Annotated in this window: 25 protein-coding genes and 1 pseudogene; 2 read left to right on the top strand and 24 right to left on the bottom strand. The window is 68.5% G+C overall.

From position 1 onward, the window contains the following. The first annotated feature begins 87 nt into the window (after nucleotides 1–87). Entirely contained in the window at nucleotides 88–264 is a 177-nt protein-coding gene (locus FDA94_RS39040) for a hypothetical protein (protein ID WP_170990824.1), read from the top strand. A gap of 476 nt (nucleotides 265–740) precedes the next feature. On the opposite strand, the gene FDA94_RS07595 is transcribed toward FDA94_RS39040, so the two are convergent. From FDA94_RS07595 to msrA, 9 genes and pseudogenes are all read right to left on the bottom strand, one after another. Further along, nucleotides 741–2,051 (bottom strand): DJ-1/PfpI family protein, encoded by a 1,311-nt coding sequence (locus FDA94_RS07595; RefSeq protein WP_137246330.1) that lies wholly within the window; start codon nucleotides 2,049–2,051, stop codon nucleotides 741–743. 1 nt (nucleotide 2,052) lies between these two features. Next, the gene (locus FDA94_RS07600; protein ID WP_137246331.1) at nucleotides 2,053–2,427 is read right to left on the bottom strand and encodes a hypothetical protein; all 375 of its coding nucleotides are present in this window, start codon (nucleotides 2,425–2,427) and stop codon (nucleotides 2,053–2,055) included. Nucleotides 2,428–2,542: 115 nt separating this feature from the next. Continuing rightward, a complete protein-coding gene (locus FDA94_RS07605; protein ID WP_137246332.1) occupies nucleotides 2,543–3,196 on the bottom strand; it encodes a response regulator in 654 nt (217 codons plus the stop codon). After that, nucleotides 3,193–4,287 carry a sensor histidine kinase gene (locus tag FDA94_RS07610; RefSeq protein ID WP_137246333.1) on the bottom strand — a complete coding sequence of 365 codons (1,095 nt, stop codon included), beginning with the start codon at nucleotides 4,285–4,287 and terminating at the stop codon, nucleotides 3,193–3,195. Before FDA94_RS07610 ends, FDA94_RS07605 begins: the two co-directional genes overlap by 4 nt. Before the next feature lie 195 nt (nucleotides 4,288–4,482). Next, nucleotides 4,483–4,635, bottom strand: a pseudogene (locus FDA94_RS41485) (cellulose binding domain-containing protein); the annotation flags it as partial. A gap of 107 nt (nucleotides 4,636–4,742) precedes the next feature. Then, the gene (locus FDA94_RS07620; protein WP_137246335.1) at nucleotides 4,743–5,072 is read right to left on the bottom strand and encodes a putative quinol monooxygenase; all 330 of its coding nucleotides are present in this window, start codon (nucleotides 5,070–5,072) and stop codon (nucleotides 4,743–4,745) included. Between the two features lie 368 nt (nucleotides 5,073–5,440). Then, on the bottom strand, nucleotides 5,441–5,740 hold the full coding sequence (locus FDA94_RS07625) for a helix-turn-helix domain-containing protein (RefSeq protein ID WP_083974027.1): 300 nt from the start codon (nucleotides 5,738–5,740) through the stop codon (nucleotides 5,441–5,443). Further along, nucleotides 5,737–6,093, bottom strand: coding sequence for a type II toxin-antitoxin system RelE/ParE family toxin (locus FDA94_RS07630; RefSeq protein ID WP_062340586.1), 357 nt, complete (start codon nucleotides 6,091–6,093; stop codon nucleotides 5,737–5,739). Before FDA94_RS07630 ends, FDA94_RS07625 begins: the two co-directional genes overlap by 4 nt. Before the next feature lie 125 nt (nucleotides 6,094–6,218). Further along, a complete protein-coding gene (gene msrA / locus FDA94_RS07635) occupies nucleotides 6,219–6,908 on the bottom strand; it encodes a peptide-methionine (S)-S-oxide reductase MsrA (protein ID WP_137246336.1) in 690 nt (229 codons plus the stop codon). Nucleotides 6,909–7,027: 119 nt separating this feature from the next. On the opposite strand from msrA, the gene rarD reads away from it, so the two are divergent. Further along, nucleotides 7,028–7,930 (top strand): EamA family transporter RarD, encoded by a 903-nt coding sequence (gene rarD / locus FDA94_RS07640; protein WP_137246337.1) that lies wholly within the window; start codon nucleotides 7,028–7,030, stop codon nucleotides 7,928–7,930. Here the strand turns inward: rarD and FDA94_RS07645 are convergent. The 15 genes from FDA94_RS07645 to FDA94_RS07715 all read right to left on the bottom strand — a co-directional run bounded on the left by FDA94_RS07645 (nucleotide 7,927) and on the right by FDA94_RS07715 (nucleotide 23,998). Then, nucleotides 7,927–8,910 carry a polyprenyl synthetase family protein gene (locus FDA94_RS07645; protein WP_137246338.1) on the bottom strand — a complete coding sequence of 328 codons (984 nt, stop codon included), beginning with the start codon at nucleotides 8,908–8,910 and terminating at the stop codon, nucleotides 7,927–7,929. The two genes, rarD and FDA94_RS07645, sit on opposite strands and share 4 nt — an antisense overlap. A gap of 12 nt (nucleotides 8,911–8,922) precedes the next feature. Beyond that, on the bottom strand, nucleotides 8,923–10,476 hold the full coding sequence (nuoN, locus tag FDA94_RS07650; RefSeq protein WP_137246339.1) for an NADH-quinone oxidoreductase subunit NuoN: 1,554 nt from the start codon (nucleotides 10,474–10,476) through the stop codon (nucleotides 8,923–8,925). Further along, nucleotides 10,473–11,984: an NADH-quinone oxidoreductase subunit M gene (locus FDA94_RS07655; RefSeq protein WP_137246340.1), complete on the bottom strand. Its 1,512-nt coding sequence runs from the start codon at nucleotides 11,982–11,984 to the stop codon at nucleotides 10,473–10,475. Before FDA94_RS07655 ends, nuoN begins: the two co-directional genes overlap by 4 nt. Next, nucleotides 11,984–13,828 (bottom strand): NADH-quinone oxidoreductase subunit L, encoded by a 1,845-nt coding sequence (gene nuoL, locus FDA94_RS07660; RefSeq protein ID WP_137246486.1) that lies wholly within the window; start codon nucleotides 13,826–13,828, stop codon nucleotides 11,984–11,986. Before nuoL ends, FDA94_RS07655 begins: the two co-directional genes overlap by 1 nt. A gap of 69 nt (nucleotides 13,829–13,897) precedes the next feature. Then, entirely contained in the window at nucleotides 13,898–14,194 is a 297-nt protein-coding gene (gene nuoK / locus FDA94_RS07665) for an NADH-quinone oxidoreductase subunit NuoK (protein WP_062357224.1), read from the bottom strand. Then, nucleotides 14,191–14,943, bottom strand: coding sequence for an NADH-quinone oxidoreductase subunit J (locus FDA94_RS07670; RefSeq protein WP_137246341.1), 753 nt, complete (start codon nucleotides 14,941–14,943; stop codon nucleotides 14,191–14,193). The genes nuoK and FDA94_RS07670 overlap by 4 nt, the downstream gene beginning before the upstream one ends. Further along, nucleotides 14,936–15,451: an NADH-quinone oxidoreductase subunit NuoI gene (gene nuoI / locus FDA94_RS07675; protein WP_030456122.1), complete on the bottom strand. Its 516-nt coding sequence runs from the start codon at nucleotides 15,449–15,451 to the stop codon at nucleotides 14,936–14,938. The genes FDA94_RS07670 and nuoI overlap by 8 nt, the downstream gene beginning before the upstream one ends. Continuing rightward, nucleotides 15,444–16,802, bottom strand: a complete 1,359-nt coding sequence (gene nuoH / locus FDA94_RS07680) for an NADH-quinone oxidoreductase subunit NuoH (protein ID WP_425460137.1) — start codon at nucleotides 16,800–16,802, stop codon at nucleotides 15,444–15,446. The genes nuoI and nuoH overlap by 8 nt, the downstream gene beginning before the upstream one ends. A 5-nt stretch (nucleotides 16,803–16,807) precedes the next feature. Continuing rightward, nucleotides 16,808–19,195, bottom strand: a complete 2,388-nt coding sequence (locus FDA94_RS07685; protein ID WP_137246343.1) for an NADH-quinone oxidoreductase subunit G — start codon at nucleotides 19,193–19,195, stop codon at nucleotides 16,808–16,810. Continuing rightward, complete coding sequence (gene nuoF, locus FDA94_RS07690) at nucleotides 19,192–20,478, bottom strand: NADH-quinone oxidoreductase subunit NuoF (protein ID WP_137246344.1); 1,287 nt, start codon at nucleotides 20,476–20,478, stop codon at nucleotides 19,192–19,194. Before nuoF ends, FDA94_RS07685 begins: the two co-directional genes overlap by 4 nt. After that, complete coding sequence (gene nuoE, locus FDA94_RS07695) at nucleotides 20,475–21,128, bottom strand: NADH-quinone oxidoreductase subunit NuoE (protein ID WP_137246345.1); 654 nt, start codon at nucleotides 21,126–21,128, stop codon at nucleotides 20,475–20,477. The genes nuoF and nuoE overlap by 4 nt, the downstream gene beginning before the upstream one ends. Beyond that, nucleotides 21,125–22,441 carry an NADH-quinone oxidoreductase subunit D gene (locus FDA94_RS07700; protein ID WP_062340572.1) on the bottom strand — a complete coding sequence of 439 codons (1,317 nt, stop codon included), beginning with the start codon at nucleotides 22,439–22,441 and terminating at the stop codon, nucleotides 21,125–21,127. Before FDA94_RS07700 ends, nuoE begins: the two co-directional genes overlap by 4 nt. Next, nucleotides 22,438–23,091: an NADH-quinone oxidoreductase subunit C gene (locus FDA94_RS07705; protein WP_137246346.1), complete on the bottom strand. Its 654-nt coding sequence runs from the start codon at nucleotides 23,089–23,091 to the stop codon at nucleotides 22,438–22,440. The genes FDA94_RS07700 and FDA94_RS07705 overlap by 4 nt, the downstream gene beginning before the upstream one ends. Continuing rightward, the gene (locus FDA94_RS07710; protein ID WP_062340570.1) at nucleotides 23,088–23,639 is read right to left on the bottom strand and encodes a NuoB/complex I 20 kDa subunit family protein; all 552 of its coding nucleotides are present in this window, start codon (nucleotides 23,637–23,639) and stop codon (nucleotides 23,088–23,090) included. The genes FDA94_RS07705 and FDA94_RS07710 overlap by 4 nt, the downstream gene beginning before the upstream one ends. Further along, the gene (locus FDA94_RS07715; RefSeq protein ID WP_030456130.1) at nucleotides 23,639–23,998 is read right to left on the bottom strand and encodes an NADH-quinone oxidoreductase subunit A; all 360 of its coding nucleotides are present in this window, start codon (nucleotides 23,996–23,998) and stop codon (nucleotides 23,639–23,641) included. Before FDA94_RS07715 ends, FDA94_RS07710 begins: the two co-directional genes overlap by 1 nt. Nucleotides 23,999–24,027 lie beyond the last annotated feature (29 nt).

Consider the following 24,027-nt stretch of genomic DNA (forward strand, 5'->3'; position numbering starts at 1 on the left):
TCCCGCAACCTTGGCCCCATCTCCCCTGGTAGATAAATCGCCAAAAAACGGAACACGGGCCGTTGGCCCCATACTTCGGGAGTTGTCGTGAACTGGACCATGGTGATCAAGATCTGCATCGCCGTAGTCTTCGCCGTTCTGACCGGAGGCGCCACCGCCATCGCGGCGCGCCGCTCCGGCAAGACCTCGCCGGCCGCTCTGCTCGCAGGCATGACGGTCGGGACTGCGGCCCTGGGCGGCATTACACCGATCCTTTTCAGCTGACCAAATCCCGCCGCTGAACTAGCCGATACGCCGCCGACGATCTCCTCAGATATCTGCGGCCATCATTTATTCAAAGCACTGAGAAGACGGAAGGCCCGCGATCAATCTCGGTCTGACCGAGAGATCACGGGCCAACCTATCGACCTTCTGTAGGGGTTATGCGTCGAGCGCGAGGAATGGCACGTCTTCCGGACCGATCCTCTTGCGTTGCGCCTGACGAACCGCCTGGCTGGGTCATGATCGGCTGTCTCGTCCAGGTGAGACTTCGCGCAGGTCGGGCGAGGTGCCGCAGGCGCCTTCTCGCGGGCCGTTGCTCAGCCGTGGGCGGGGCCCGAGGTCGTGTACCTTCTGGGCGAGTGCCCGGATCAGGTCGGTTTCGGCCTCGGTCGGCCGTATGAGGGCGCGGGTCAGGTGCGGCATGTCCGGCATGGGCGGCCACTGCAGGTGTGCCATCGCTCCCGGGGCGCCGACCAGTCCTACGCGGAGTGGCCGCGAACGTTGTCACGAAGGCGCGGAAGGAAGATCACCGCGACAGTGCCCAGAAGGATCAACAGGAGCGGCAACGCCGTCTGCGCCCACGGCCACGCCGGGCCGTCCAGTCGCAGGCCGTCGGTCGGCAGTTCCATGGTCTCGGCGGCCCAGCGGGCGGTGGCCACATCCGTCGTCCGGGCCAGGTCCCGCACGGCGTCGTCGTAGGCGAAGTCCTGTCCGGAGTGGACGTACACCGGCTTCAGGCCGTCGGGGACCCGGCCCACGCGGACGCCCGCTCCGGGCACGAGCAGGCGGTCCAGGTCGGGGGCCGCGCCGGCGAGGTCGGCGCGCGGCAGGAACGTCAGGCCGTGTCGTGACCGGATCGGGCCGCCGTCCGCGCTCACGGCCAGCGTCCGGTCCGCGAGCGACTTGTCGTGCACTTCGAACACCGACGCCAGGTCGATCTCGCCGACCCCCGGAGTCAGCAGCACGCCGACGGTCGGCGGCGCCCACGTCCACGCCGCGTTGACGACCGCGGCCGGGGCCGGCACGGGGATGCCGGTTACGACCGGTGGCGGGTCGCCGAAGTACCGCCAGCCCACAGCGTCAGCCGCGTTCGCCGCCACCGTCGGACCGGCCAGGCGCTCGATCACGTGCAGGGTTCCGTCGATGCCGGACAATACGCCCGCGGTCGTGACGACGGTGCCGCTGTCGACGAAACGTTCGCCGTGCACCCAGTTCACCGCGGGATAGTCCGACTCGAACGAGCCGATCCGCATCCAGTGCGCGGTCGCGGACCGGCCGTCAAGCAGACCCGCCGAGGCCAGCACACCGGCGCCGTTGCACACGCTCAGCAACAGCGTGCCGCGGCTCGCCTGATCACGCAGCCACGACGTGACCGGACCGGTGCTGGGCCTGCCGACGTCCGGCATCGCCGGGATGACCGCGAGCGTCGGCGCGGCGCCGCCGGTCAGTTCGGCGAGCTCCGCGAAGCTCAGATCCGGCACCAGATCCAGTCCACCGGTCAACGGCAGTGGACGTCTTCGCGGCGCGACGGTGTAGACGTTGAACCGGCCCGAGGCGACCAGGATCTCGTAGGGGGCGAGGGCATCCGACACGACGGCCCCGTTGTCGCCGATCACCACGACCGCGGTCGGTTTGGCGGGGTCGAAAGCCGGGGCGGCGGCGGGAACGGGCCGGTCCGGCCCGTGTGCGTACTGGGCGTCGAACGTGGCGAAGGCGGAGATCGCCCCGCCCGCCACCGGAACCAGCAGAACCGCGATCACCGCGAGCGCGCGGCGCAGGAGGGTTGGCATCTCAGTGCCAGTAGTGGTCGCGGCGCCACACCATGGCGGCGAGCATGAGCGGGAACATGATCACGTGCCCGGCCGTCATGAGCGCCATGGCCGACAGCGCCCCGAGCCAGTACGGCACCAGCAAGACGAGGAACGGTAAGTACATCGCAGCCGCCATCTCACCGATCAGCGCCCACGAATGCCCGCGCAGCAGCATCGCCACGCTCATTCCGATGGTCATGTCGGTCGCCATGACGAGCGCGTCGACCTCCGGCAGCGCCAGCCAGGCGTCCGGCCACAGCGGTGCGAGGACGAACATCCCGGCGAGCATGGCGATCACCATCTCGACGTAGTGCCAGGCGAACCGGCCCAGCTTGCGACTCGTCGTTCGCAACATGGCGTCTCCTTTGATTCGGTATCGGCTGATACCGACAAGAGTCGCCGCAAGCCTTCGTCCTGCCATGTGCCGGAAGTCATGCCCGCGGTCACGACGTGGTCATGACCGGGAAGGTTCAGAGCAGACCGAGCGACCGTGCGCGTAAGGCGGCCTGGGTGCGGTCGCGGGCGTTCAGTTTGGCCAGGACGTTGGTGACGTGGTTCTTCACGGTGCCCTCGGCCAGGTGAAGCGCCGAGGCGATCTCCCGGTTGCTGTGGCCGGTGGCGAGGAGGCGGAGGACGTCGAGTTCACGGCCGGACAACGGCACGACCAGCGGCTGCGCCTCCGGAACGCCGTCCGAGGGCAGCCGGACGAACTGGGCGACCACCTTCGCGGCGACCGACGGCTGCAACACCGACTCGCCGCGCGCGGCGGCCAGGACGGCCTCCATCAGCTGAGCCGAGGAGACGTCCTTGAGCAGGTAGCCCAGCGCCCCGGCGCGAAGGGCGGCGAACACGTTCTCGTCGTCGTCGAACGTCGTCAGCGCGATGATGCCGATGCCGGGGTGTTCGGTACGCAGGCGGCGGGTCGCGGCGACACCGTCCATGACGGGCATGCGCAGATCCATCAGGACGACGTTCGGGGCGAGCTCGGCGGCCCGCCGGACCGCCTCGTCGCCGTTCCCCGCCTCGCCGACGACCTCGATGGCGGCGTGCGTGGCCAGGAGCGTGGCCAGGGCCTCGCGGAACAGAGCCTGGTCGTCCACCAGCAGGACACGGACCGGGCTCATCCGGGCACCTCCATGCTCAACGTGTAGCCCGCCCCCGGCGCCGACTCGACGCTCAACCGCCCGCCCAGGTGCTCGGCCCGTTCCCGGAGCCCGACCAGACCGAACCCGGACGCAGCCGTCGAAGCGGCGCCGCTCCCGTCGTCGCGGACGGCCAGCCGGACGGCGGCGTCGACGTAGTCGAGCACCAATTCGGCCCGGGTCGCCCGGGCGTGCTTGCGAACGTTGGTCAGCCCCTCCTGTGCCGCACGGAACAGAGCCTCGTGCGTCTCGTCGGCCAACGGCCGCCGCTCACCGGATATCGCGACGCTGGTGGTCACACCCGAGGCGGAGGTCAGTTCGGCCAACGCCCGCAAGGCGTCCGGCAGCGGAGGAATCTCGCGTGGTTCGCGCAGTGTACGCACCGAGCGACGTACCTCGGCGAGTGCGGCCTCGGCCTGGTCCTGCGCCTTGGCCAGCACCTCGTCGGCCTTTGCGGCGTCGGTCGGCAGGACCGCCCGCGCGGCCTTGACCTGCATCTGAACGACGGTGAGAGAGTGCCCGAGCCCGTCGTGGATGTCGCGTGCGACCCGGTTGCGTTCCTGCACGGTCGCGAGCCGCTCCGCCTGCGCGGCGTAGTCACGCAACCGCTCGTGCGCCTCGGCCAGCTCGGCACGGGCACGCTGCTCACGCTGCAGCAACTCCGTCACGATCGCGGCGAACACCGCGGAGACCAGTGTCCCCAGCCCTTCCCGCAGCCCTTCGCCCCACGACATGCCGAGGTGGACGAACGGAACCAGCCCGACCACGACCGCCGTCGCGGCGATCGGCAACCGCAGCAGCACGCACTGGCTGACCAGCACGACGAGCAGCAGAGTCGCGCCGACCCCCGCGTTCAGCGAGAACACCACGAACGCAATCGGCAACTGCACGGCCACATACCCGAGTGACCAGGCCGGCCGACCGCGCGCCCGCACCCACGAGAAACCGGCGGTGGCCGATGCGGTGAACACCGTGCCGAGCAGGAGCGCCGGCAAGGACTCTCCGGATGCGACGACCCCGATCAGCAGCGTGAGCAGCGCACCGAAGGTCAGCACGGCCAGAGCCCTGTTCATGCGCTCACTGTGGCCCGTCCGGCGAAGCACGGTCAATACACGTCTGGCCCAAGATCAGCTCCACGGAGGAAGCCGACCAAGGGCCAGTCATTCAGGCCGAAGCCGCAGCTCTACGCCTCACCAGAAGTAAGACCGACCGGACAGGCGACACCCGTCCCTACGAGCGTGTCCTTGTGTGCCCGGAGAACTGCCGGGTCAGTCAGGACCGGAGTTGGGGCCGTTCCACATCAAGGTGATCGTGGCTCCAGTGGGCAAGGTGAGGGCGAGCCTCCAGCCGGTGATCGCACGGTCTGCGGTCACGTTGATGGCGGAGACAAACCCTTCGCCCCATTGGTTCTGCACCGAGTAGGACGCCGAGCAGGGTCGTCAGCAGGTGGTGCCGATTCAGCCCGGCCTGCGCCCGGGGGCTCTGACATCGTCCGTGGGTACGTGGACATTCACGCCCCAAGCTTGCCTTACGACTCAGGCACGGCCATCTCGCCGAGAAGTGACCAGTCGTCCTGCGGAAGCGTCGCGTTGACGATCCGGGGGGTCTCGGCGAGATGGCGGGGCAACGTCTGCTGCGCCTTCCTGAAGTGATCGGACTGGACGTGCGCACCTCCCGCATCGCCATCCCGAAATGCCTCGATGAGGACGTACTCCGTCGGGTCCTCGACACTGCGCGACCAGTCGAACCACAAGCAGCCAGGCTCACCGCGAGTGGCCTCGGTGAACTCGCGTGTGATCTCCGGCCACTGGTCGGCATACTCGGGCAGCACGTGGAATTTCGCCGTGATGAAGATCATGGAATGTCTCGCAAGTCAGTGAGATGGCATGGTACGACCGGCATGACCGGCGCGTGATCCGTCGAGTCTAACCAGACGGCCTCCGCCCGATGGAGACCGCGACCCCCAACCCGCCAACGCCGAGGGGTGGGCCCAGTTCCGTCCTCCATAGTGAGCACCACAGCTCGACTGGAACTCGTGAAGAAACTCGTCGCCGAACACACATCTGGCCCGAGATCAGCTCCCCGCAGGGACCCGACCAAGGGCCAGTGGTTCAGGCCGAAGCCGCAGCTCTACGCCTCACCAGAAGTGAGACCGACCGGACAGGCCACACCCGTCCCCACCGGTGCGCAATGCTTGGGCTCAGCGGCACCGGCTCCCGAATCGGGTCAAGCGGCCGGGGCTCGCGGACTGATCCGCACCTCAAGGTCAGCGTTCAACGCCCTCGCCAACCGCTCGAGCACAGGAAGGGTCGGAACCGTGCCGCCAGCTTCGAAGCGTGCCACAGCGGATTGCGTCATATCCGCGGCGACGGCCAATTCCGCCTGACTCCACCCGTATCCTTCTCGCATCCGCCGTACGGCTTTCCCGAGCTCGAACGCCAGACGTGCCGCCTCATAAGCTTCACTCGCGCCAGGCTCAGCCAGCCGTCGCCGCCGGAGTTCCTCCCACGTCGTGTCCTCACTCATGCCGGCTCCTCATCCACATCCACCGTGTGCGCCTGATCGACACAGCGCAGCAATGCCCGCCGAGCTCGATCCACTTCTCGATCTTCCCGCATCCGCGTTTTGTGGAAGACCGTCAGCAGGACGATCCGTCTGTGCGGGGCGATCCAATAGCTCACCCGCATTGATAGATCATCCAAGTGGAACCGCAGCTCGCGAAGCTTGCCGTCGAGTTGCCGCGTGTACGGCTCTCCGAGCAGTGGGCCTTCAGCCGCCAGGAGGTCGATATAGAAGGCGGCTTTCGCGAATGAGGCCACCGGCAACTTTTCGAGCCACTCGCGAACCTCAGGCTCCAGCTCCACCGTACCCCAGGTCATAGCGATGATGCTATATGCGTGGCTTGCTGGCCGTCCGGAGGTTGAAGACATGCCTGCGCAGCGATCCTCCAACGAAAGAGACCCCCGAGCGGCCATGCCGCCGGAGGTCTCACCCGAACCGCGAACTACTCCTCAGACGAGGAGCTGGTCAGCCCCGTAGGGCACCAGTTGGACGGGTCACCTGCGTTGACACCGGTCCCACCGATCCCGCAGTATCCTCCGGGATTCTTCTCGAGGTACTGCTGGTGGTAGTCCTCCGCGTAATAGAACTCCGGCGCCGCCCGCACCTCAGTGGTGATCTCTCCGTACCCCGCCGAAGACAGCACCTCCTGGTAAGCCGCCAGCGACGCCGCCGCCGACTTCTCCTGTGCCTCCGAGTGCGTGTAGATCGCCGACCGGTACTGCGTCCCGACGTCGTTGCCCTGGCGCATCCCCTGCGTGGGGTCGTGCGCCTCCCAGAACACCTTGAGGAGCTCCTCGTAGGAGACCCGCGAAGGGTCGAAGGCCACTCGCACGACCTCGGTGTGGCCGGTCAGCCCGGAGCACACCTCCTCATAGGTCGGGTTGGGCGTGTACCCGCCCTGGTATCCGACCGCGGTCGACACGACCCCGGGGGTCTGCCAGAACTTGCGCTCCGCGCCCCAGAAGCATCCGAGTCCGAAGTCGGCGACCTCGGTTCCCTCGGGCCACGGCGGGGTCAGCGACGCTCCCAGGACAAGGTGCCGGTCGGCCACCGGCATGGTGGCGGACCGTCCCGGGAGCGCGTCGTTCTCGCTCACCATGGAAGCCTTGTTCGTACCGAAGATCCAGCCCATGTCTACCTCCTGACCTCCTCAACCAAGGTGCGCCAAGCTTTGTTCCGTTAGGACCACTTAATCATCAACCCAACATCACTTATTTGTAATAAACAAGGTAAGCAGCCAAACTAGGGTTCATGCCTGATTTGCGCCGTGGCGTCTGGTACGGCATCGCCGCCTACGCCCTCTGGGGCCTGTTCCCTCTGTACTGGCCCCTCCTCAAGCCCAGCGGCGCCGTCGAGATTCTCGCCCACCGCATGCTCTGGTCGCTCGTCGCCGTCGTGGCCATCCTGGCAGTGCGGCGGCACTGGACGTGGATCAGGAACCTCACGCGCAGGCAGGTGCTGCTCCTCGCGGGCGCGGGGGCGCTCGTGTCGACCAACTGGGGCGTCTACATCTACGCGGTCAACTCCGGGCACGTCGTCGAGAGCGCCCTGGGCTACTTCATCAACCCGCTGGTCAGCATCCTGTTCGGCGTGGTCATCCTCGGTGAGCGGCTGCGCCGGTGGCAGTGGGTCGCGGTGGGGCTGGGCACGACGGCGGTCGTGATCCTCACCGTGGGCTACGGACAGCTGCCCTGGATCGCCCTCACGCTGGCCTTCAGTTTCGGGCTGTACGGCCTGGTCAAGAAGAAGGCCCAGGTCGGGGCGGCCGAGAGCCTCACGATCGAGACCCTGGTCATGCTGGTCCCGGCCGCGATCTACCTGTTCACCCTGGGCGGGGACAACACCTTCGGCAACCACGGCGCCGGGCACGCCCTGCTGCTGATCAGCTCCGGCATCGTCACCGCCGTCCCGCTGCTGTTCTTCGCCGCCTCGGTCATCACCGTGCCGCTGACGATCGTGGGGCTGCTGCAGTACATCGCGCCTGTGCTGCAGTTCCTCTTGGGGGTGCTGATCGTCAAGGAGACCATGCCGGCCGAGCGCTGGATCGGGTTCGGGGTGGTCTGGCTGGCCCTGGCCGTCTTCACGTGGGACAGCCTCCGGTACGGCCTCGCGAAGAAGCCCGTACCGGAGAAGGAACTGGCGTCGGTCGGTTAGGCCGAGCGCTCCACCACGAAGTCGCACAGCGACAGCAGGGCGGCGCGGGCGGGGATGTCGGGCAGCTCGGACAGCTGCTCCTTCGCACGCGCCGACCAGCGCTCCAGCTCGGCCCGGGCCATCTTCAGCGACTCTGACTCGCGCAGCAGCCGCAGCGTCTCCTCGATGTCGGCCTCGGGCACCGGGCCGGAGACGAGGGAGCGCAGCCGGGGGTTCTCGTCGGAGCTGAGGGCGTAGAGGACGGGCAGGGTGCGGATGCCCTCCCGCAGGTCGGTGCCGGGGGTCTTGCCCGAGGTGTCGGAGGCGACGTCGATGATGTCGTCGCCGAGCTGGAAGGCCACGCCGATGGCCTCGCACGCCGCGGTCAGCCGGAGCACGACGTCCTGGGGCGCGCCGGCCAGCATGGCGCCCAGCCGGGCCGAGGTGGAGATCAGGGAGCCGGTCTTGTCGGCCAGGACGTCGATGTAGTGCTCAATCGGGTCGACGCCCTCGGCGGGGCCGACGGTCTCGCGGATCTGGCCGCGGACCAATCGGGCGAAGGTCTTGGCCTGGATGCGCACCGGCTCCGGCCCGAGGTCGGCCATGATGTCGGCGGCCCGCGCGAACACGTAGTCGCCCGTCAGGATCGCCATGGTGTTGTTCCATCGGGCGTTGACCGACGGCTTGCCACGGCGCTCGGACGCCTCGTCCATCACGTCGTCGTGGTAGAGCGTGGCCACATGGGTCAGTTCCATGACGACGGCGCCCGGGATGACCCCGGGCGCCGTGTGGTCGCCGAACTGGGCGGCGAGCAGGACGAGCATCGCGCGGAAGCGCTTGCCGCCCGCCTCTATGAGGTGTTTGGACACGTCGGTGACGAACGTGTCCTCGCTTTCCACCGCCGACCTGAGCTGCTTCTCCACAGCCGCGAGGCCGTTGGAGAGGTCCTCGGCCAGCCGCTCGTCGGCGACGGGCAGGTCAACAACGGGCGGCGCGGCCATAGCAAAGCTCCCTTATTGCACGAACAATGACTTCGCAGCCTTTTCCGCCAGATCGAGGACAGGCTGCGGGAAAACCCCCAGGGCTACCGTAGCGAATGCCGAGAAGCCGACCACAGTCGACGTGGCCCACGACGGCGTGACGACGGTCGGGCCGTCGGCCGAGGGGTCGCTGAAGAACATCAGCACGATCACCCGGACGTAGAAGAACGCCGCCGCGGCCGAGGCCACCACCGCGAGCACGACCAGGCCGGTCAGCCACGCCTCGCCGAGGGCGACGGCCGACCTGAAGACGGCGTACTTGCCGAAGAAGCCGCTGGTGAGCGGGATTCCGGCGAACGCCAGCAGGAAGAAGGCGAACAGGCCCGCCAGCTTCGGCGAGCGCTTGCCCAGGCCCGCCCAGCGCGACAGGTGCCACGCCTCGCCGCCCGGGTCGCGCACGAGCGTCACGATGGCGAACGCGCCGACCGTCGTGATGCCGTAGGTGACCAGGTAGAACAGCAGGCCCGACAGCGCCAGCGCGTTCTGGCCCCGCTCGCCCACGGCCATGACGCCGACGAGCAGGAAGCCCGCGTGCGCGATGGAGGAGTAGGCCAGCATGCGCTTGATGTCGGTCTGGGTGATCGCCAGGATCGAACCGGCCACCATGGTCAGGGCGGCGACGCCCCACATGATGGGCTCCCAGTTCCAGCTGTCGTTGCCCAGCGCGACCCAGAAGACCCGCAGCACGGCGCCGAAGGCGGCCACCAGGGTTCCGGAGGCCATCAGCGCGGTGATCGGGGTCGGGGCGCCCTGGTAGACGTCGGGCTTCCACGCCTGGAAGGGCGCGGCGCCGATCTTGAAGAGCAGGCCGACGCCCAGCATGGCCGTGCCGACGAGCAGCAGGGTCTCGGTCCCTCCGCCGCCGACGGCGAGCCGCTCGCGGATGCCGAGCAGGTCGACGGTGCCGGCGAAGCCGTACAGGAGAGCGGTGCCGTACAGGAAGAAGGCCGAGGAGAACGCGCCGAGCAGGAAGTACTTGACCGACGCCTCCTGCGACAGCAGGCGGCGGCGACGGGCCAGGCCGCACAGCAGGTAAAGCGGCAGCGACATGACCTCAAGAGCGACGAACATGATGAGCAGGTCGTTCGAGGCCGGGAAGAGCAGCATGCCGCCGATGGCGAACAGGGCCAGCGGGTAGACCTCGGTGTGCGCCGCACCCTCGGTGATCGCCTTCTCCTCCTCGGCGGAGCCGGGGACGGCCGCCGCGGAGGGGACGAACTGCTCCTCGTCGTTGATCAGCAGGACGCTGACGAACGACAGCACCAGGATGGTGCCCCAGATGAACAGGGTCGGGCCGTCGACCGCGACCGAGCCCATCGCCGCCGGAGTCGTCGGAACGCCGCGGACCGTCTGCAGGATGACCAGCGCGAACGCGCCGACCAGCGACAGCAGCGTCAGCGGGACGTGGACCGCCCGCCGCAGGTAGCGAGGCGCGAACGCCTCGACGAGGACTCCGATGATGGCCGCGCCGAAGATGATCAGCAGCGGGGCCAGAGCGAAGTACTCGATGGTGGGAGCCGTGATCACTGGCCCTCCTTAACAGCGACGACCGGAGCCGGGTCGGTGACCTTCACGTTGACGAGCGACTCCTTGACGGCCGGGTTGATCACGTCGAGAAGCGGCTTGGGGAAGAAGCCCAAGACGACGATCAGGGCGATCAGCGGCGCGACGACCCAGCGTTCGCGCCCGTTGAGGTCCTTCATCTCGGCGACCGACTCGGCGGTGGGGCCGTTCATGGTGCGCTGGTACATCCACAGGATGTAGATGGCGGCGAGGATGACGCCGGTCGTGCCGATGATGGCCGGGACTGCGTAGCGCTCGTAGGTGCCGAGGAGCACCATGAACTCGCTGACGAACGTGCTCAGACCGGGCAGCGACAGACCCGACAGACCCGCGATCAGGAACGCGCCCGCCAGCAGCGGGGCGACCTTCTGCACGCCGCCGTAGTCGGCGATGTACTGCGAGCCGCGGCGGTAGATCAGGAAGCCCGCCACCAGGAACAGCACACCGGTCGAGAACCCGTGGTTGACCATGTAGAGGGTCGCGCCCGAGGCCGCCGTGGTGGTCATCGCGAACACGCCCATCGTGATGAACCCGAAGTGCGAGATCGAGGTGTACGCCACCAGCCGCTTGATGTCGGTCTGACCGATCGCCACGATGGCGCCGTAGACGATGCCGATCACCGACAGCGCGATGACGACCGGGGTCGCCCACTTGGCCGCGTCGGGGAACAGCTCCAGGCAGAACCGCAGCATGCCGTAGGTGCCGACCTTGTCGAGCACGCCCACGAGCAGCACCGCGGCGCCGGCCGGGGCCTGCGCGGCGGCGTCGGGCAGCCAGGTGTGCACCGGCCAGAGCGGGGCCTTGATCGCGAACGCGATGAAGAAGCCGAGGAACAGCCACTTCTGCGTCGTCGGGTCGGTGACCGCGCCGATGAGCTCGGGGAACAGGAAGCTGTTCTTGCCGGCCACGTTGTAGAGCGCGATCACGGCCACCAGCATCAGCAGGCCGCCGAACAGCGAGTAGAGCAGGAACTTGACCGCCGCGTAGGACCGCTGCGCGCCGCCGTACGACCCGATCATGAAGTACATCGGGATCAGCATGGCCTCGAAGAACACGTAGAACAGGAAGACGTCGGTCGCCGCGAAGACGCCGATCATCATCGCTTCGAGGACCAGCAGCAGCGCGAAGTAGGTCCGGACCGAGCGCTTGCCCTGCTCGGCGTCGTGCCAGGAGGCCAGCACGACGATCGGGACCAGAATGGCCGACAGCAGGATCAGCACCAGCGCCACGCCGTCGACGGCCACCGCGTAGTGGACGCCGAAGGCGGGGATCCAGTCATACGTCTCGGCGTACTGGAACCGGTCGCCGTTGGGGCTGAAGCCGACCGTCATCACGACGGCCAGCACCAGCACGAGCAGCGAGACGCCGAGCGTCGCCTGCTTGGCGAGCTTGTCGTTCTTGAGGAACGACACGCCGAGCGCGCCCAGGACGGACACGCCCATCAGGATCGAAAGCCACGGGATGGCGGTCATCACAGGGTCCCAACCACGAACCAGGCGCCGGCCAGCACGGCGGCACCGACGAATATCGACAGGGCGTACGACCGGACGTAACCGGTCTGGATCTTCCGCAGCCTGCCGGAGGATCCGCCGACACCGGCCGCGAGGCCGTTGACCACGCCGTCGATGCCCCGGTTGTCGAAGAAGACCGCCAGGCGGGTCAGCCACTGGCCGGGGCGCATGAACAGCGCCTCGTTGAGGGCGTCGCCGTAGAGGTCACGACGGGCGAAGACGGTGAGGAACGAGCCGCGCGGCTGCACGACCGGCACCTCGGAGCGGCCGTACTTGGCGATCGCGATCCCCGCGCCGACGGCGACCAGGGCCAGCGTGGTCAGGCCGGGGACGCTGAACGGGTGGAACCCGGGCAGCTCCGCGGGCTGGCCGACGGCCGGGCCGAGGAAGACCAGCAGGCGGTTGCTGAGGATCAGGTAGGCGCCCAGGCCCACCGAGAAGATCGACAGGATGATCAGCGGCCAGGTCATCACGGCCGGCGACTCGTGCGGGTGGGCCTTCTCGTCCCAGCGCTTGGGGCCGAAGAAGGTCATCACGACCATGCGGGTCATGTAGAAGCCGGTGATGCCGGCGCCCAGCACCGCGAGCCAGCCGAGGATCGCGTTGTGGTGCATGACCGACTCGATGATGCCGTCCTTGGTGAAGTAGCCGGACAGCAGCGGGAAGCCGATGATCGCCAGGTAGCCGATGAAGAAGGTGACGAACGTGATCGGCAGCAGCTTGCGCAGGCCGCCGTAGCGCCGCATGTCGACCTCGTCGTTCATGGCGTGCATGACCGAACCGGCGCCGAGGAACAGGTCGGCCTTGAAGAAGCCGTGGGTGATGAGGTGGGCGATGGCGAAGGCGTAACCGGCGGGGCCGATGCCCGCGGCGAGCATCATGTAGCCGATCTGCGACATCGTCGAACCGGCCAGGCCCTTCTTGATGTCGTCCTTGGCCGTACCGATGATCGCACCGGCGAGCAGCGTGGCCACACCGACGATCGTCACGACCAGACCGGCCGTGCTGCCCTCGGGGAAGAACGCGGCGCCCGAGCGGACCACCAGGTAGACGCCGGCGGTGACCATCGTCGCGGCGTGGATGAGGGCCGAGACCGGGGTCGGGCCCTCCATCGCGTCGAGGAGCCACGACTGCAGCGGCAGCTGCGCCGACTTGCCGCAGGCGCCGAGCAGGAGCAGCAGGCCGATCGCGGTCAGCACGCCCTGGGAGGCCTGCGAGGCCGCCGGGAAGACCTCGGCGTACTGCAGGGTGCCGAACTGGGCGAAGATGATGAACATCGCGATCAGGAGGCCGAAGTCACCGACCCGGTTGACCACGAACGCCTTCTTCGCGGCCACCGCCGCCGACGGCTTGTACTGCCAGAAGCCGATCAGCAGGTAGGACGCGAGACCCACGCCCTCCCAGCCGATGAACAGGGCGACGTAGTTGTCGGCCAGCACCAGCAGCAGCATCGCCGCGACGAACAGGTTCAGGTAGGCGAAGAACCGCCGCCTGTCCGGGTCGTGCGACATGTAGCCGATCGAGTAGATGTGGATCAGCGAGCCGACGAACGTGATCAGCAGACAGAAGCTGATCGACAAGGGGTCGATCAGCAGCCCGATGTTCGCGACGCCCGGGATGAACTCGTAGAGGTTCACCGACTGGCGGCGCTGCGCCGGGTCGAGCCCGATCAGCTGAAGGAACACGAGGGCCGCCACCACGAAGGCGCCGACCGACATGAGCACGCCAAGGAGGTGGCCCCACTTGTTCGTGGCGCGGCCACCGATAAGGAGAATCGCGGCACCGGCGAGGGGCAGCACGATCATCAGCCAGGCCAGGCTGATCGCACCCCCGCCGGTGTGCGACAGGATCTCTGCGGGTTCCACGGCCACCTCTTAGTACTTCAGCAGGCTGGCGTCGTCGACGGACGCGGACCTGCGGGTTCGGAAGATCGTCACGATGATGGCCAGGCCGATGACGACCTCGGCGGCGGCCACGATCATCACGAAGAAGGCGATGACCTGGCCGTCGATGTTGCCGTTCTGGCGGGCGAAGGTGACGAACGCCAGGTTGCACGCGTTGAGCATGAGCTCCACGCACATGAACACGACGATGGCGTTGCGCCGGACGAGGACGCCGATCCCGCCGATCGCGAACAGCAGCGCGCTGAGCACGAGGTAGTGGGTGGTCACTTGTCCTCACCTTCCAGGATCTCGGCCACCTTCGGGTCGATGGTGCCTTCTTCGGCCTCGTACCTGGCGATGTAGCGGTTGACCGACAGCTTGGAGATCTTGCCGTCGGGCAGCAGCGCGGGCATGTCGATCGCGTTGGCGCGGGCGTAGGTGCCGGGGCCGGGGAGCGGCGAGGGGTCGAGGCCCTCCTCGCCGTACTTGACGAAGCGCTCGCGGGACAGTTCCCGCTGGGTGGCCTTCTGCTCCAGGCGCTCGCGGTGGGCCAGCACCATCGCGCCCAGCGCCGCGGTGATCAGCAGCGCCGAGGTGACCTCGAAGGCGAACACGTAGCGCGTGAAGATCAGCTCGGCCAGCGACGGCACGTTGCCCGCCGCGTTCACCGCGCCGAGACCGGCGGCCGGGGCGAACACCACGTTGCCGACGCCCAGCGCCACCAGGGCGGCGAAGGCGAGCCCGGCGACGACCGCCCAGAAGCGCTGGCCCCTGATCGTCTCGACGAGCGAGTCGGAGGAGTCGACGCCGACCAGCATCAGCACGAACAGGAACAGCATCATCACGGCGCCGGTGTAGACGATGATCTGCACCGCCGCCAGGAACGGAGCGTCCTGGACCGCGTAGAGGACCGCCAGCGAGAGCATCACCACGCCGAGCATCAGGGCGCAGTAGACGGCCTTGCGGCTGAAGACGAGGCCGAGTGCCGCGCTGACCGAGACGACGGCGAGCACCCAGAACGTGATGGTCTCACCCATTGTCGCGTCCCAGTCGGTAGTAGTCCTCTTCGGTCTCTCCGAGGCGCATCGCGTGGGGCGGCTGCTCCATGCCCGCGGTGAGCGGGGCGAGCAGCATCTCCTTGGTGTAGATGAGCGCCTCGCGGCTGGAGTCGGCCAGTTCGTACTCGTTGGTCATCGTGAGCGCCCGCGTGGGGCACGCCTCGATGCACAGCCCGCACAGGATGCAGCGCGCGTAGTTGATCTGGTACGTCCGGCCGTAGCGCTCACCGGGCGAGAAGCGCTCCTCGTCGGTGTTGTCCGCGCCCTCCACGTAGATGGCGTCGGCGGGACAGGCCCACGCGCACAGTTCGCAGCCGACGCACTTCTCGAGGCCGTCGGGCCACCGGTTGAGCTGGTGCCGCCCGTGGAAGCGCGGCGCGGTGGGCCGCTTCTCCTCCGGGTAGTTCACCGTCACCGGCTTCTTGAACATGTGGTGGAAGGTGACGCCGAACCCCTTGACGGGGTTCAGCCAGTCGAACTTAGGCACTGGGGACCTCCTTGCGATTCGCCCCGTGGTAGTGCGGCAGATCCAGCGGCGGGACCGGGAATCCACCGGCGGTGGGCTCCTCGCGGAGCTGCTCGAACTCCTCTTCGATCTGCTCGGCGCGGGCCTCGCGGCGGCGCTGCTGCACGGTGTCGAAGCGGAAGAAGACCGCGAGGGCGCCGATCACCACGATGGCCATCAGGATGAAGACCGGGGTGCTCTGTTCGACACGCAGCGCGCGGAAGGTGGCGACCAGCAGGATCCACGCCAGGTTCAGCGGGATCAGGACCTTCCAGCCGAAGGCCATGAGCTGGTCGTAGCGGACACGCGGCAGCGAGGCGCGGACCCAGACGAAGAAGCAGAAGATCAGCACGATCTTGGCGAAGAACCAGAGCAGCGGCAGCCAGCCGACGTTCGCGCCGTCCCAGAGCGAGATGGGCCAGGGGGCCCGCCAGCCGCCGAGGAACAGCGTGACCGCCACACCGGAGACCACGAACACGTTGACGTATTCGGCCAGCTGGAACATCGCGAACTTCAGCGAGGAGCTGTATTCGGTGTGGTAGCCGGCGACCAGCTCGCCCTCGCCCTCGGGGAGGTCGAACGGCACGCGGTTGACCTCGCCGAACATCGTCATCACGTAGATGAGGAACGACGGGATCAGCAGGATGGCGTACCAGCTGGGCAGCGGGATGTCGAGGCCGAAGAGGGTCGCGGTGCCACCGTCGGCCTGCTTGGCGACGATCTCCGAGGTGGAGAGCGTGCCGGCGTACAGGAAGACCGCCACGAACGACAGGCCCATCGCGATCTCGTAGGAGACCACCTGGGCCGACGACCGCAGACCGCCGAGGATCGCGTAGGGCGACTTGGACGCCCACCCGGCCAGCACGATGCCGTAGACGCCGATCGAGGACATCGCGAGGATGAACAGGACCGCGACCGGCATGTCGGTCAGCTGGAGCGGGGTCTTGTGGCCGAACATCGAGACGACCGGGCCCATCGGGATGACCGAGTAGGCCAGGATCGCCGGCACCGAGATGATCACCGGCGCCAGGAAGAAGATGACCTTGTCGACCTTGCGGGGCATCAGGTCTTCCTTGAGGCCCATCTTCAGACCGTCGGCGACGGTCTGAAGCAGGCCGAACTTGCCCGCCCGGTTGGGGCCGTAGCGGTGCTGCATGCGCGAGATGAGCTTGCGCTCCAGCCACACGCCGAACAGCACGCCCAGCAGCAGGAAGACGAAGATGACCAGGCCCTTGATGATGCTGATCCACACCGGATCGTGGCCGAAGTCGGCCAGCCCGGGGCCGGGGCTGCCCGGGGCCGCCGGGCTGGCCAGCACGCTGGCCGTTGTCAGGAGGCTCATGAGGCACTTCCGATCGTGACGACGTCGCCGGCCTCGGCCCGCAGGTCGCGGGTGACCGAGACTCCGCCGGAGTTGGCCGGCACCCAGACGACCCGGTCGGGCAGGTCGGCGATCCGCAGCGGCAGGGTGGCGCCGTTGACGGTGACCTTGTCGACCGCGCCGATCTCGGCGGCGGTGGCCGGGGACAGCAGCGCGACCGCGTCGCGGGCGGTGCCCGCGAGGAACGGCTCGCCGTCCTGCAGCTTGCCGTCGTCGAGCAGCAGGTGCCAGCTCGCCAGGACGGCCTGACCGGCGCCGGGCTCGGCGACGGTGCCGCCGGTGACGCTCGGCGCGACCGGGCGGCCGCCCTTGTAGGAGCCCAGGGCGCCGAGCTCGCGGCGGACCGCGGCGACGTCGGGCAGACCCAGGTGGACGTCCATCGCGTCGGCGATGGCGGCGATCGCGCGCAGGTCGCTCATCACGCCGGGCTGCGGGACGGACGCCTCGAAGGAGCGGCCGCGGCCCTCCCAGTCGACGAACGTGCCGGCCTTCTCGGCGACCGCCGCGACCGGCAGCACCACGTCGGCGCGGTCGGTGACGGCGCTGGCCCGGATCTCCAGGCTGACGATGAACGGCGTGTTCTCCAGGGCCCGCAGAGCGAGCTCGGGGTCGGGCAGGTCGTAGGGGTCGACGCCCGCGATGACCAGCGCGTCGAGCCGCTCGTCGAGGGCGGCCCGCAGGATCTCGCCCGTGTCGAGACCGACCTGCGCCGGCAGCGAGGCGACGTTCCACAGCCGGGCCACTTCGGCGCGGGCGGCCTCGTCGTCGACCGGGCGGCCGATCGGGAGCAGGTTGGGCAGCGCGCCCGCCTCGATCGCGCCGCGCTCACCGGCCCGGCGCGGCACCCAGGCCAGCCGGGCGCCGGTCGAGCCGGCCAGCCGGACCAGCGCCGACAGCGCGCCCTTGGCCGAGGCCAGGCGCTCACCGGCCATGATGATCGTGCCCGCGGGGAGCTTGACGCCGTCGGTGATGAGCTCGCCGATCGACTCGGCCTCGGCGCCGGGGACGGTCCGGATCAGGGTGCCGCCCATCTTGGCCAGGCCCGGCGTGGCGAACGGCGCCAGCGAGTAGACCTTGAGCCCCTTCTTCTGGGCCGCCTTGCGCAGCCGCAGGAAGACGATGGGCGACTCCTCCTCGGGCTCGAACCCGGCCAGCAGCACGGCCGGCGCGTTCTCGAGGTCGGTGTAGGAGATCTCGATGCCCTTGCCGGCCACCGAGTGGGCCAGGAACTGGGCCTCCTCGGCGGAGTGGGTCCGGGCCCGCATGTCGATGTCGTTGGTGCCGAGGGCGACCCGCGCGAACTTGCTGTAGGCGTAGGCGTCTTCGACGGTCAGCCGGCCGCCGGTCAGGACGCCGGCCTTGCGGCCCGCGAGCCCGGCGGCGACGGCCGCGAAGGCCTCCGGCCAGGAGGCCGCGACCAGCACGCCCTCTTCGTTGCGGACCAGCGGGGTGCGCAGGCGGTCGGGCTGGGTGGCGTAGGAGAACGCCCACCGGCCCTTGTCGCAGTTCCACTCCTCGTTGACCTGCGGGTCGTCACCGGCGAGGCGGCGGGTGACCTTGCCGCGCCGGTGGTCGGTGCGCAGGGCGCAGCCGGAGGCGCAGTGCTCGCACGCGCTCGGCTGGGAGACCAGGTCGAACGGGCGGGACCGGAAGCGGTAGGCCGAGCCGGTCAGCGCGCCCACCGGGCAGATCTGGACGGTGTTGCCGGAGAAGTAGGACTGGAACGGCTCGCCGTCGGCGACGCCCACCTGCTCCTTGGCCCCGCGCTCGAAGAACTCGATGAACGGGTCGCCCGCGATCTGGTCGGAGAAGCGCAGGCACCGCGCGCACTGCACGCAGCGCTCGCGGTCGAGCAGCACCTCGGTCGACAGCGCGATCGGCTTCTCGAAGGTGCGCTTCTGCTCGACGAACCGCGACTCGCCCTGGCCGTTGGACATCGCCTGGTTCTGCAGGGGGCACTCGCCGCCCTTGTCGCAGACCGGGCAGTCGAGCGGGTGGTTGAGCAGCAGCATCTCCATCACGCCGCGCTGCGCCTTCTCGGCGACCGGCGAGGTGAGCTGGCTCTGCACGACCATGCCCTGGGCGACCTCGATCGCGCACGAGGGCTGTGGCTTGGGGAAGCCCCGGCCGTTGCCCGCGTCGGGGATGTCGACGAGACACTGGCGGCAGTTGGCCGCCGGGTCGAGCAGCGGGTGGTCGCAGAAGCGGGGGATCTGGATCCCCAGCAGCTCTGCCGCCCGGATGATCATCGTGCCCTTCGGCACGCTGACCTGGAAGCCGTCGATGGTCAGGGTGACCATCTCGACGACCGCCCGCTCCTCGGGCTGGGTTGCTTGGATGGTCACTTGGCCCCCCACACGGTGGCGAGTGCGGGATCGAACGGGCAGCCGCCGATCTCGAAGTGCTTGAGGTATTCGTCGCGGAAGTGCTGCACCGAGGAGTAGATCGGGCTGGTCGCGCCGTCGCCCAGGGCGCAGAACGACCGGCCCAGGATGTTGTCGGCGATGTCGGTGATCGTGGTCAGGTCGTCTTCGGTGCCCTGACCCTTCTCCAGCCGCTTGAGCACCTGCTTGAGCCAGAAGGTGCCCTCACGGCAGGGGGTGCACTTGCCGCACGACTCGTGGGCGTAGAACTCGGTCCAGCGCAGCGTCGCCCGGACCACGCAGGTGGTCTCGTCGAAGATCTGCAGCGCGCGGGTGCCGAGCATGGAGCCCTTGGCGCCGACCGACTCGAAGTCGAGCGGCACGTCGAGGTGCTCGTCGGTGAAGATCGGCGTCGAGGAGCCGCCCGGCGTCCAGAACTTCAGCCGGTGGCCCTCGCGGATGCCGCCCGCCATGTCGAGCAGTTCCCGCAGGGTGATGCCCAGCGGGGCTTCGTACTGGCCCGGACGGGTGACGTGGCCGCTGAGCGAGAAGATGCCGAAGCCCTTGGACTTCTCGGTGCCCATGCCGGCGAACCACTCGGCGCCGTTGGCCACGATCGAGGGGACCGAGGCGATCGACTCGACGTTGTTCACGACCGTCGGCGCGGCGTAGAGGCCCGCGACGGCCGGGAACGGGGGCTTGAGCCGGGGCTGGCCCCGGAAGCCCTCCAGCGAGTCGAGCAGCGCGGTCTCCTCACCGCAGATGTACGCCCCGGCGCCGCTGTGCACGACGATCTCCAGGTCGTAGCCGCTGCCGAAGACGCCGCGCCCGATGTAGCCCTTCTCGTAGGCCTCGCGCACCGCCGCCTGCACCCGCCGGATGACGTGGACGACCTCGCCGCGGATGTAGATGAACGCGTAGTTGGCCCGGATGGCGAACGCCGTGATGATCACGCCCTCGATGAGGGAGTGCGGGTTGGCCATCATGAGCGGGATGTCTTTACAGGTCCCCGGCTCCGACTCGTCGGCGTTGACGACGAGGTAGTGGGGCTTGCCGTCACCCTGCGGGATGAAGCCCCACTTCATGCCGGTCGGGAAGCCCGCGCCGCCTCGGCCGCGCAGACCGGAGTCCTTGACCGCCTGGATGATCGCGTCGGGGTCCATCGCCAGCGCGCTGCGGGCGGCGGAGTAGTCGCCGTAGCCCTCCAGCGTGAAGGAGTTGGGCAGGTCCCAGTTCTTGGTGAGGACCGGAGTCAGCGTGGTCACTTGGGAGCCTCCCAGCCGTTGGCCTTGGCGATGCGCAGGCCCTCAAGGGACGGGCCGGCGGCCGAGGGACCCTCACCGGCGAGCTCGTCGGGCAGGCCCGACAGCACCCGCGAGGTCTCCTTGAAGGTGCAGAGCCGGCCGGGGCCGCGGGTCGGGACGACGGGCTTGCCGGCCCGCAGGTCGTCGACGAGCTGCTTGGCCGACTCGGGCGTCTGGTTGTCGAAGAACTCCCAGTTGACCATCATCACCGGCGCGAAGTCGCAGGCCGCGTTGCACTCGATGCGCTCCAGCGACACCTTGCCGTCGGAGGTGGCCTCCTCGTGCCCGATGCCGGTGTGCTCGCTGAGCTCCTCCCAGATCTGGTCGCCGCCCATCACCGCGCAGAGGGTGTTGATGCAGACGCCGACGTGGTAGTCACCGGCGGGCTTGCGCTTGTACATCGTGTAGAACGTCGAGACGCCCACGACCTCGGCCTTCGACAGGCCCAGCATCTCTGCGCAGAACTCCTGACCGGCGTCGGAGACGTAGCCGTCCTCCGACTGGACCAGGTGGAGCAGCGGGAGCAGCGCCGACCGGGCCTTGGGGTACTTGCCGATGATCTCCTTGGCGTCCAGTTCCAGACGCTCGCGGACCTCTGGGGAGTAGGTCATCGGTCCACACCTCCCATGACGGGGTCGAGCGAGGCCACCGCCGAGATGACGTCGGCGATGTAACCGCCTTCGCACATGGCCGGCACGGCCTGCAGGTTCGTGAAGGACGGGTCGCGGAAGTGGACCCGGAAAGGCCGGGTGCCGCCGTCGCTCACCACGTGGGCGCCCAGCTCGCCGCGGGGCGACTCGACCGGCACGTACGCCTGGCCGGCCGGCACCCGGAAGCCCTCGGTCACCAGCTTGAAGTGGTGGATCAGGGCCTCCATCGAGCTGCTCATGATGTGCGCGATGTGGGCGGGCGAGTTGCCGAGGCCGTCGGGGCCGAGCGCGAGCTGCGCGGGCCAGCCGATCTTCTTGTCCTCGATCATGACGGGCTGGTTCTTCAGCGGCCCGGTGAGCCGGTCGAGCGCCTGCTCGATCAGCTTCAGCGACTCCTCCATCTCCGAGACCCGGACCTGGTAGCGCCCGTAGACGTCGCAGGAGGTCTGGGTGGCGATCTCGAAGTCGTAGGTCTCGTAGCCGCAGTAGGGCTGCGACTTGCGCAGGTCCCACGGCAGGCCGGCGGCCTTCAGCACCGGGCCGGTGATGCCCAGCGCCATGCAGCCGGTCAGGTCGAGGTAGGCGATGTCCTTGGTACGCCGGGTGTAGACCGGGTTGGCGTCCAGGATCTTGCGCATGTCCTTGATCCGCTCGGGCATGACCTTGAGCAGCTCGCCGATCTTGTCGACGGCGCCGGCCGGCAGGTCGACGCTGACGCCGCCCGGCCGGATGTAGGCCATGTTCATCCGGAGACCGGTGATGTACTCCATGATGTCGAGCACCATCTCGCGCTCGCGCAGGCCGTAGAGGAACGGGGTGGTGGCCCCGAGCTCCATGCCGTAGGTGCAGATCGCCATCAGGTGGGAGGAGATGCGGGTGAGCTCCATCGTGAGCACCCGGATCGCCTGCGCCCGGTCGGGGATGCGGTCCTCGATGCCGAGGAGGCGCTCCACGCCCAGGCAGTAGGTCGCCTCGTTGAAGATCGGCGACAGGTAGTCCATGCGCGTCACGAACGTGACGCCCTGGGTCCAGGTGCGGTATTCGAGGTTCTTCTCGATGCCGGTGTGCAGGTAGCCGATGACGGTCCGGGCCTCGGTCACCGTCTCACCGTCGAGGGTGAGCACCAGCCGGAGCACGCCGTGGGTCGACGGGTGCTGCGGGCCCATGTTGATGACCAGCCGCTCCTCGGACGACTCGGCCACCGCCTCGGTGAGCTTGTCCCAGTCCTGGCCCGCGACGTCGTAGACCTTGCCTTCGGTCGCTTCCTGGGTCATGCGTACGACCTCCTCTGGTCTGGCGCGGGGATCTCGGCGCCGCGGTATTCGACCGGGATGCCGCCGAGCGGGTAGTCCTTCCGCTGCGGGTGGCCCTCCCAGTCGTCGGGCATCTCGATGCGGGTGAGCCCCGGGTGCCCGTCGAAGATGATGCCGAAGAAGTCGTAGGTCTCCCGCTCGTGCCAGTTGTGCGTCGGGTAGACCGACACCGTCGACGGGATGTGACGGTCGGCGTCCGGCGTCGAGCACTCCACCCGCACGCGGCGGTTGTGGGTGATCGAGCACAGGTGGTAGACCGCGCGCAGCTCCGACCCGGTCTCGTGGGGGTAGTGGACCCCCGAGACGCCCAGGGAGAGCTCGAACCGCAGGGCGGGGTCGTCGCGCAGCTTCTTCATGACCTCGACGAGGTGCTCACGCGCCACGTGGATGGTGAGTTCGCCCCGGTCGACCACGACCCGCTCGACGCCCTCGTGGTCGAGGCCGTCGACGATCTCGTCGAAGTAGCTCCCGTAGGGGCGCGGGCTGGAGACCGGCGCCGGCCGGCGGACCACGAGGCCGCCGTAGCCGGAGGTGTCGCCGGTGCCGGAGGTTCCGAACATGCCGGTCCGGGCGATCGGCTGCTCCGGGACCTCAGGAAGGTTGTCGCTCATTTCTGCCCTCCCTGGTCGATGAGCGGCAGGGTGCGCAGCGCCTGGAGCTCGAGCTCCTCGACCTGCTTCTCCCTGTGGGCGCCGAACTTCATGTTCTGGATCTTGTCGTGCAGCTTGACGATCGCGTCGATGAGCATCTCGGGCCGCGGCGGGCAGCCGGGCAGGTAGATGTCGACGGGCACGACGTGGTCGACGCCCTGGACCACCGCGTAGTTGTTGAACATGCCGCCGGACGAGGCGCACACGCCCATCGAGATGACCCACTTGGGCTCGGCCATCTGGTCGTAGATCTGGCGCAGCACCGGCGCCATCTTCTGCGACAGGCGACCGGCCACGATCATCAGGTCGGCCTGGCGGGGCGACGCGGACGCGCGCTCCATGCCGAAGCGGGCCAGGTCGTGCTTGGGGCCACCGGTGGACATGAGCTCGATCGCGCAGCAGGCCAGTCCGAAGGTGGCCGGCCACACCGAGTTCTTCCGCGCCCAGCCGGCGACCTGCTCGACGGTGGTCAGCGCGAAGCCGCTGGGCAGTTTCTCTTCAAGGCCCATTAGTCCCAGTCCAATCCGCGACGCCGCCACACGTAGGCGTACGCCACGAGCACGGTGACGATGAACAGCACCATCTCGACCAGACCGAAGACCCCGAGCTTGTCGAAGGCCACGGCCCACGGGTAGAGGAAGATGATCTCGATGTCGAAGACGATGAAGAGCATCGCTGTGATCATGTACTTCAGCGGGAACCGGCCGCCGCCGATCGGCTGCGGAGTGGGGTCGATACCGCACTCGTACGCGTCGAGCTTGGCGCGGTTCCACCTCTTCGGCCCGGTGAACGGGGCGATGCTCACGGAGAAGACGGCGAATCCCGCCCCGAGGACCGCGAGCACCAGGATGGGGGCGTAGAGCTCCATCGCTTAAGGCGTCCTCTCGGTGAATGTGG

The sequence above is a fragment of the Herbidospora galbida genome, from assembly GCF_005233835.1.
GTDB lineage: Bacteria > Actinomycetota > Actinomycetes > Streptosporangiales > Streptosporangiaceae > Herbidospora > Herbidospora galbida.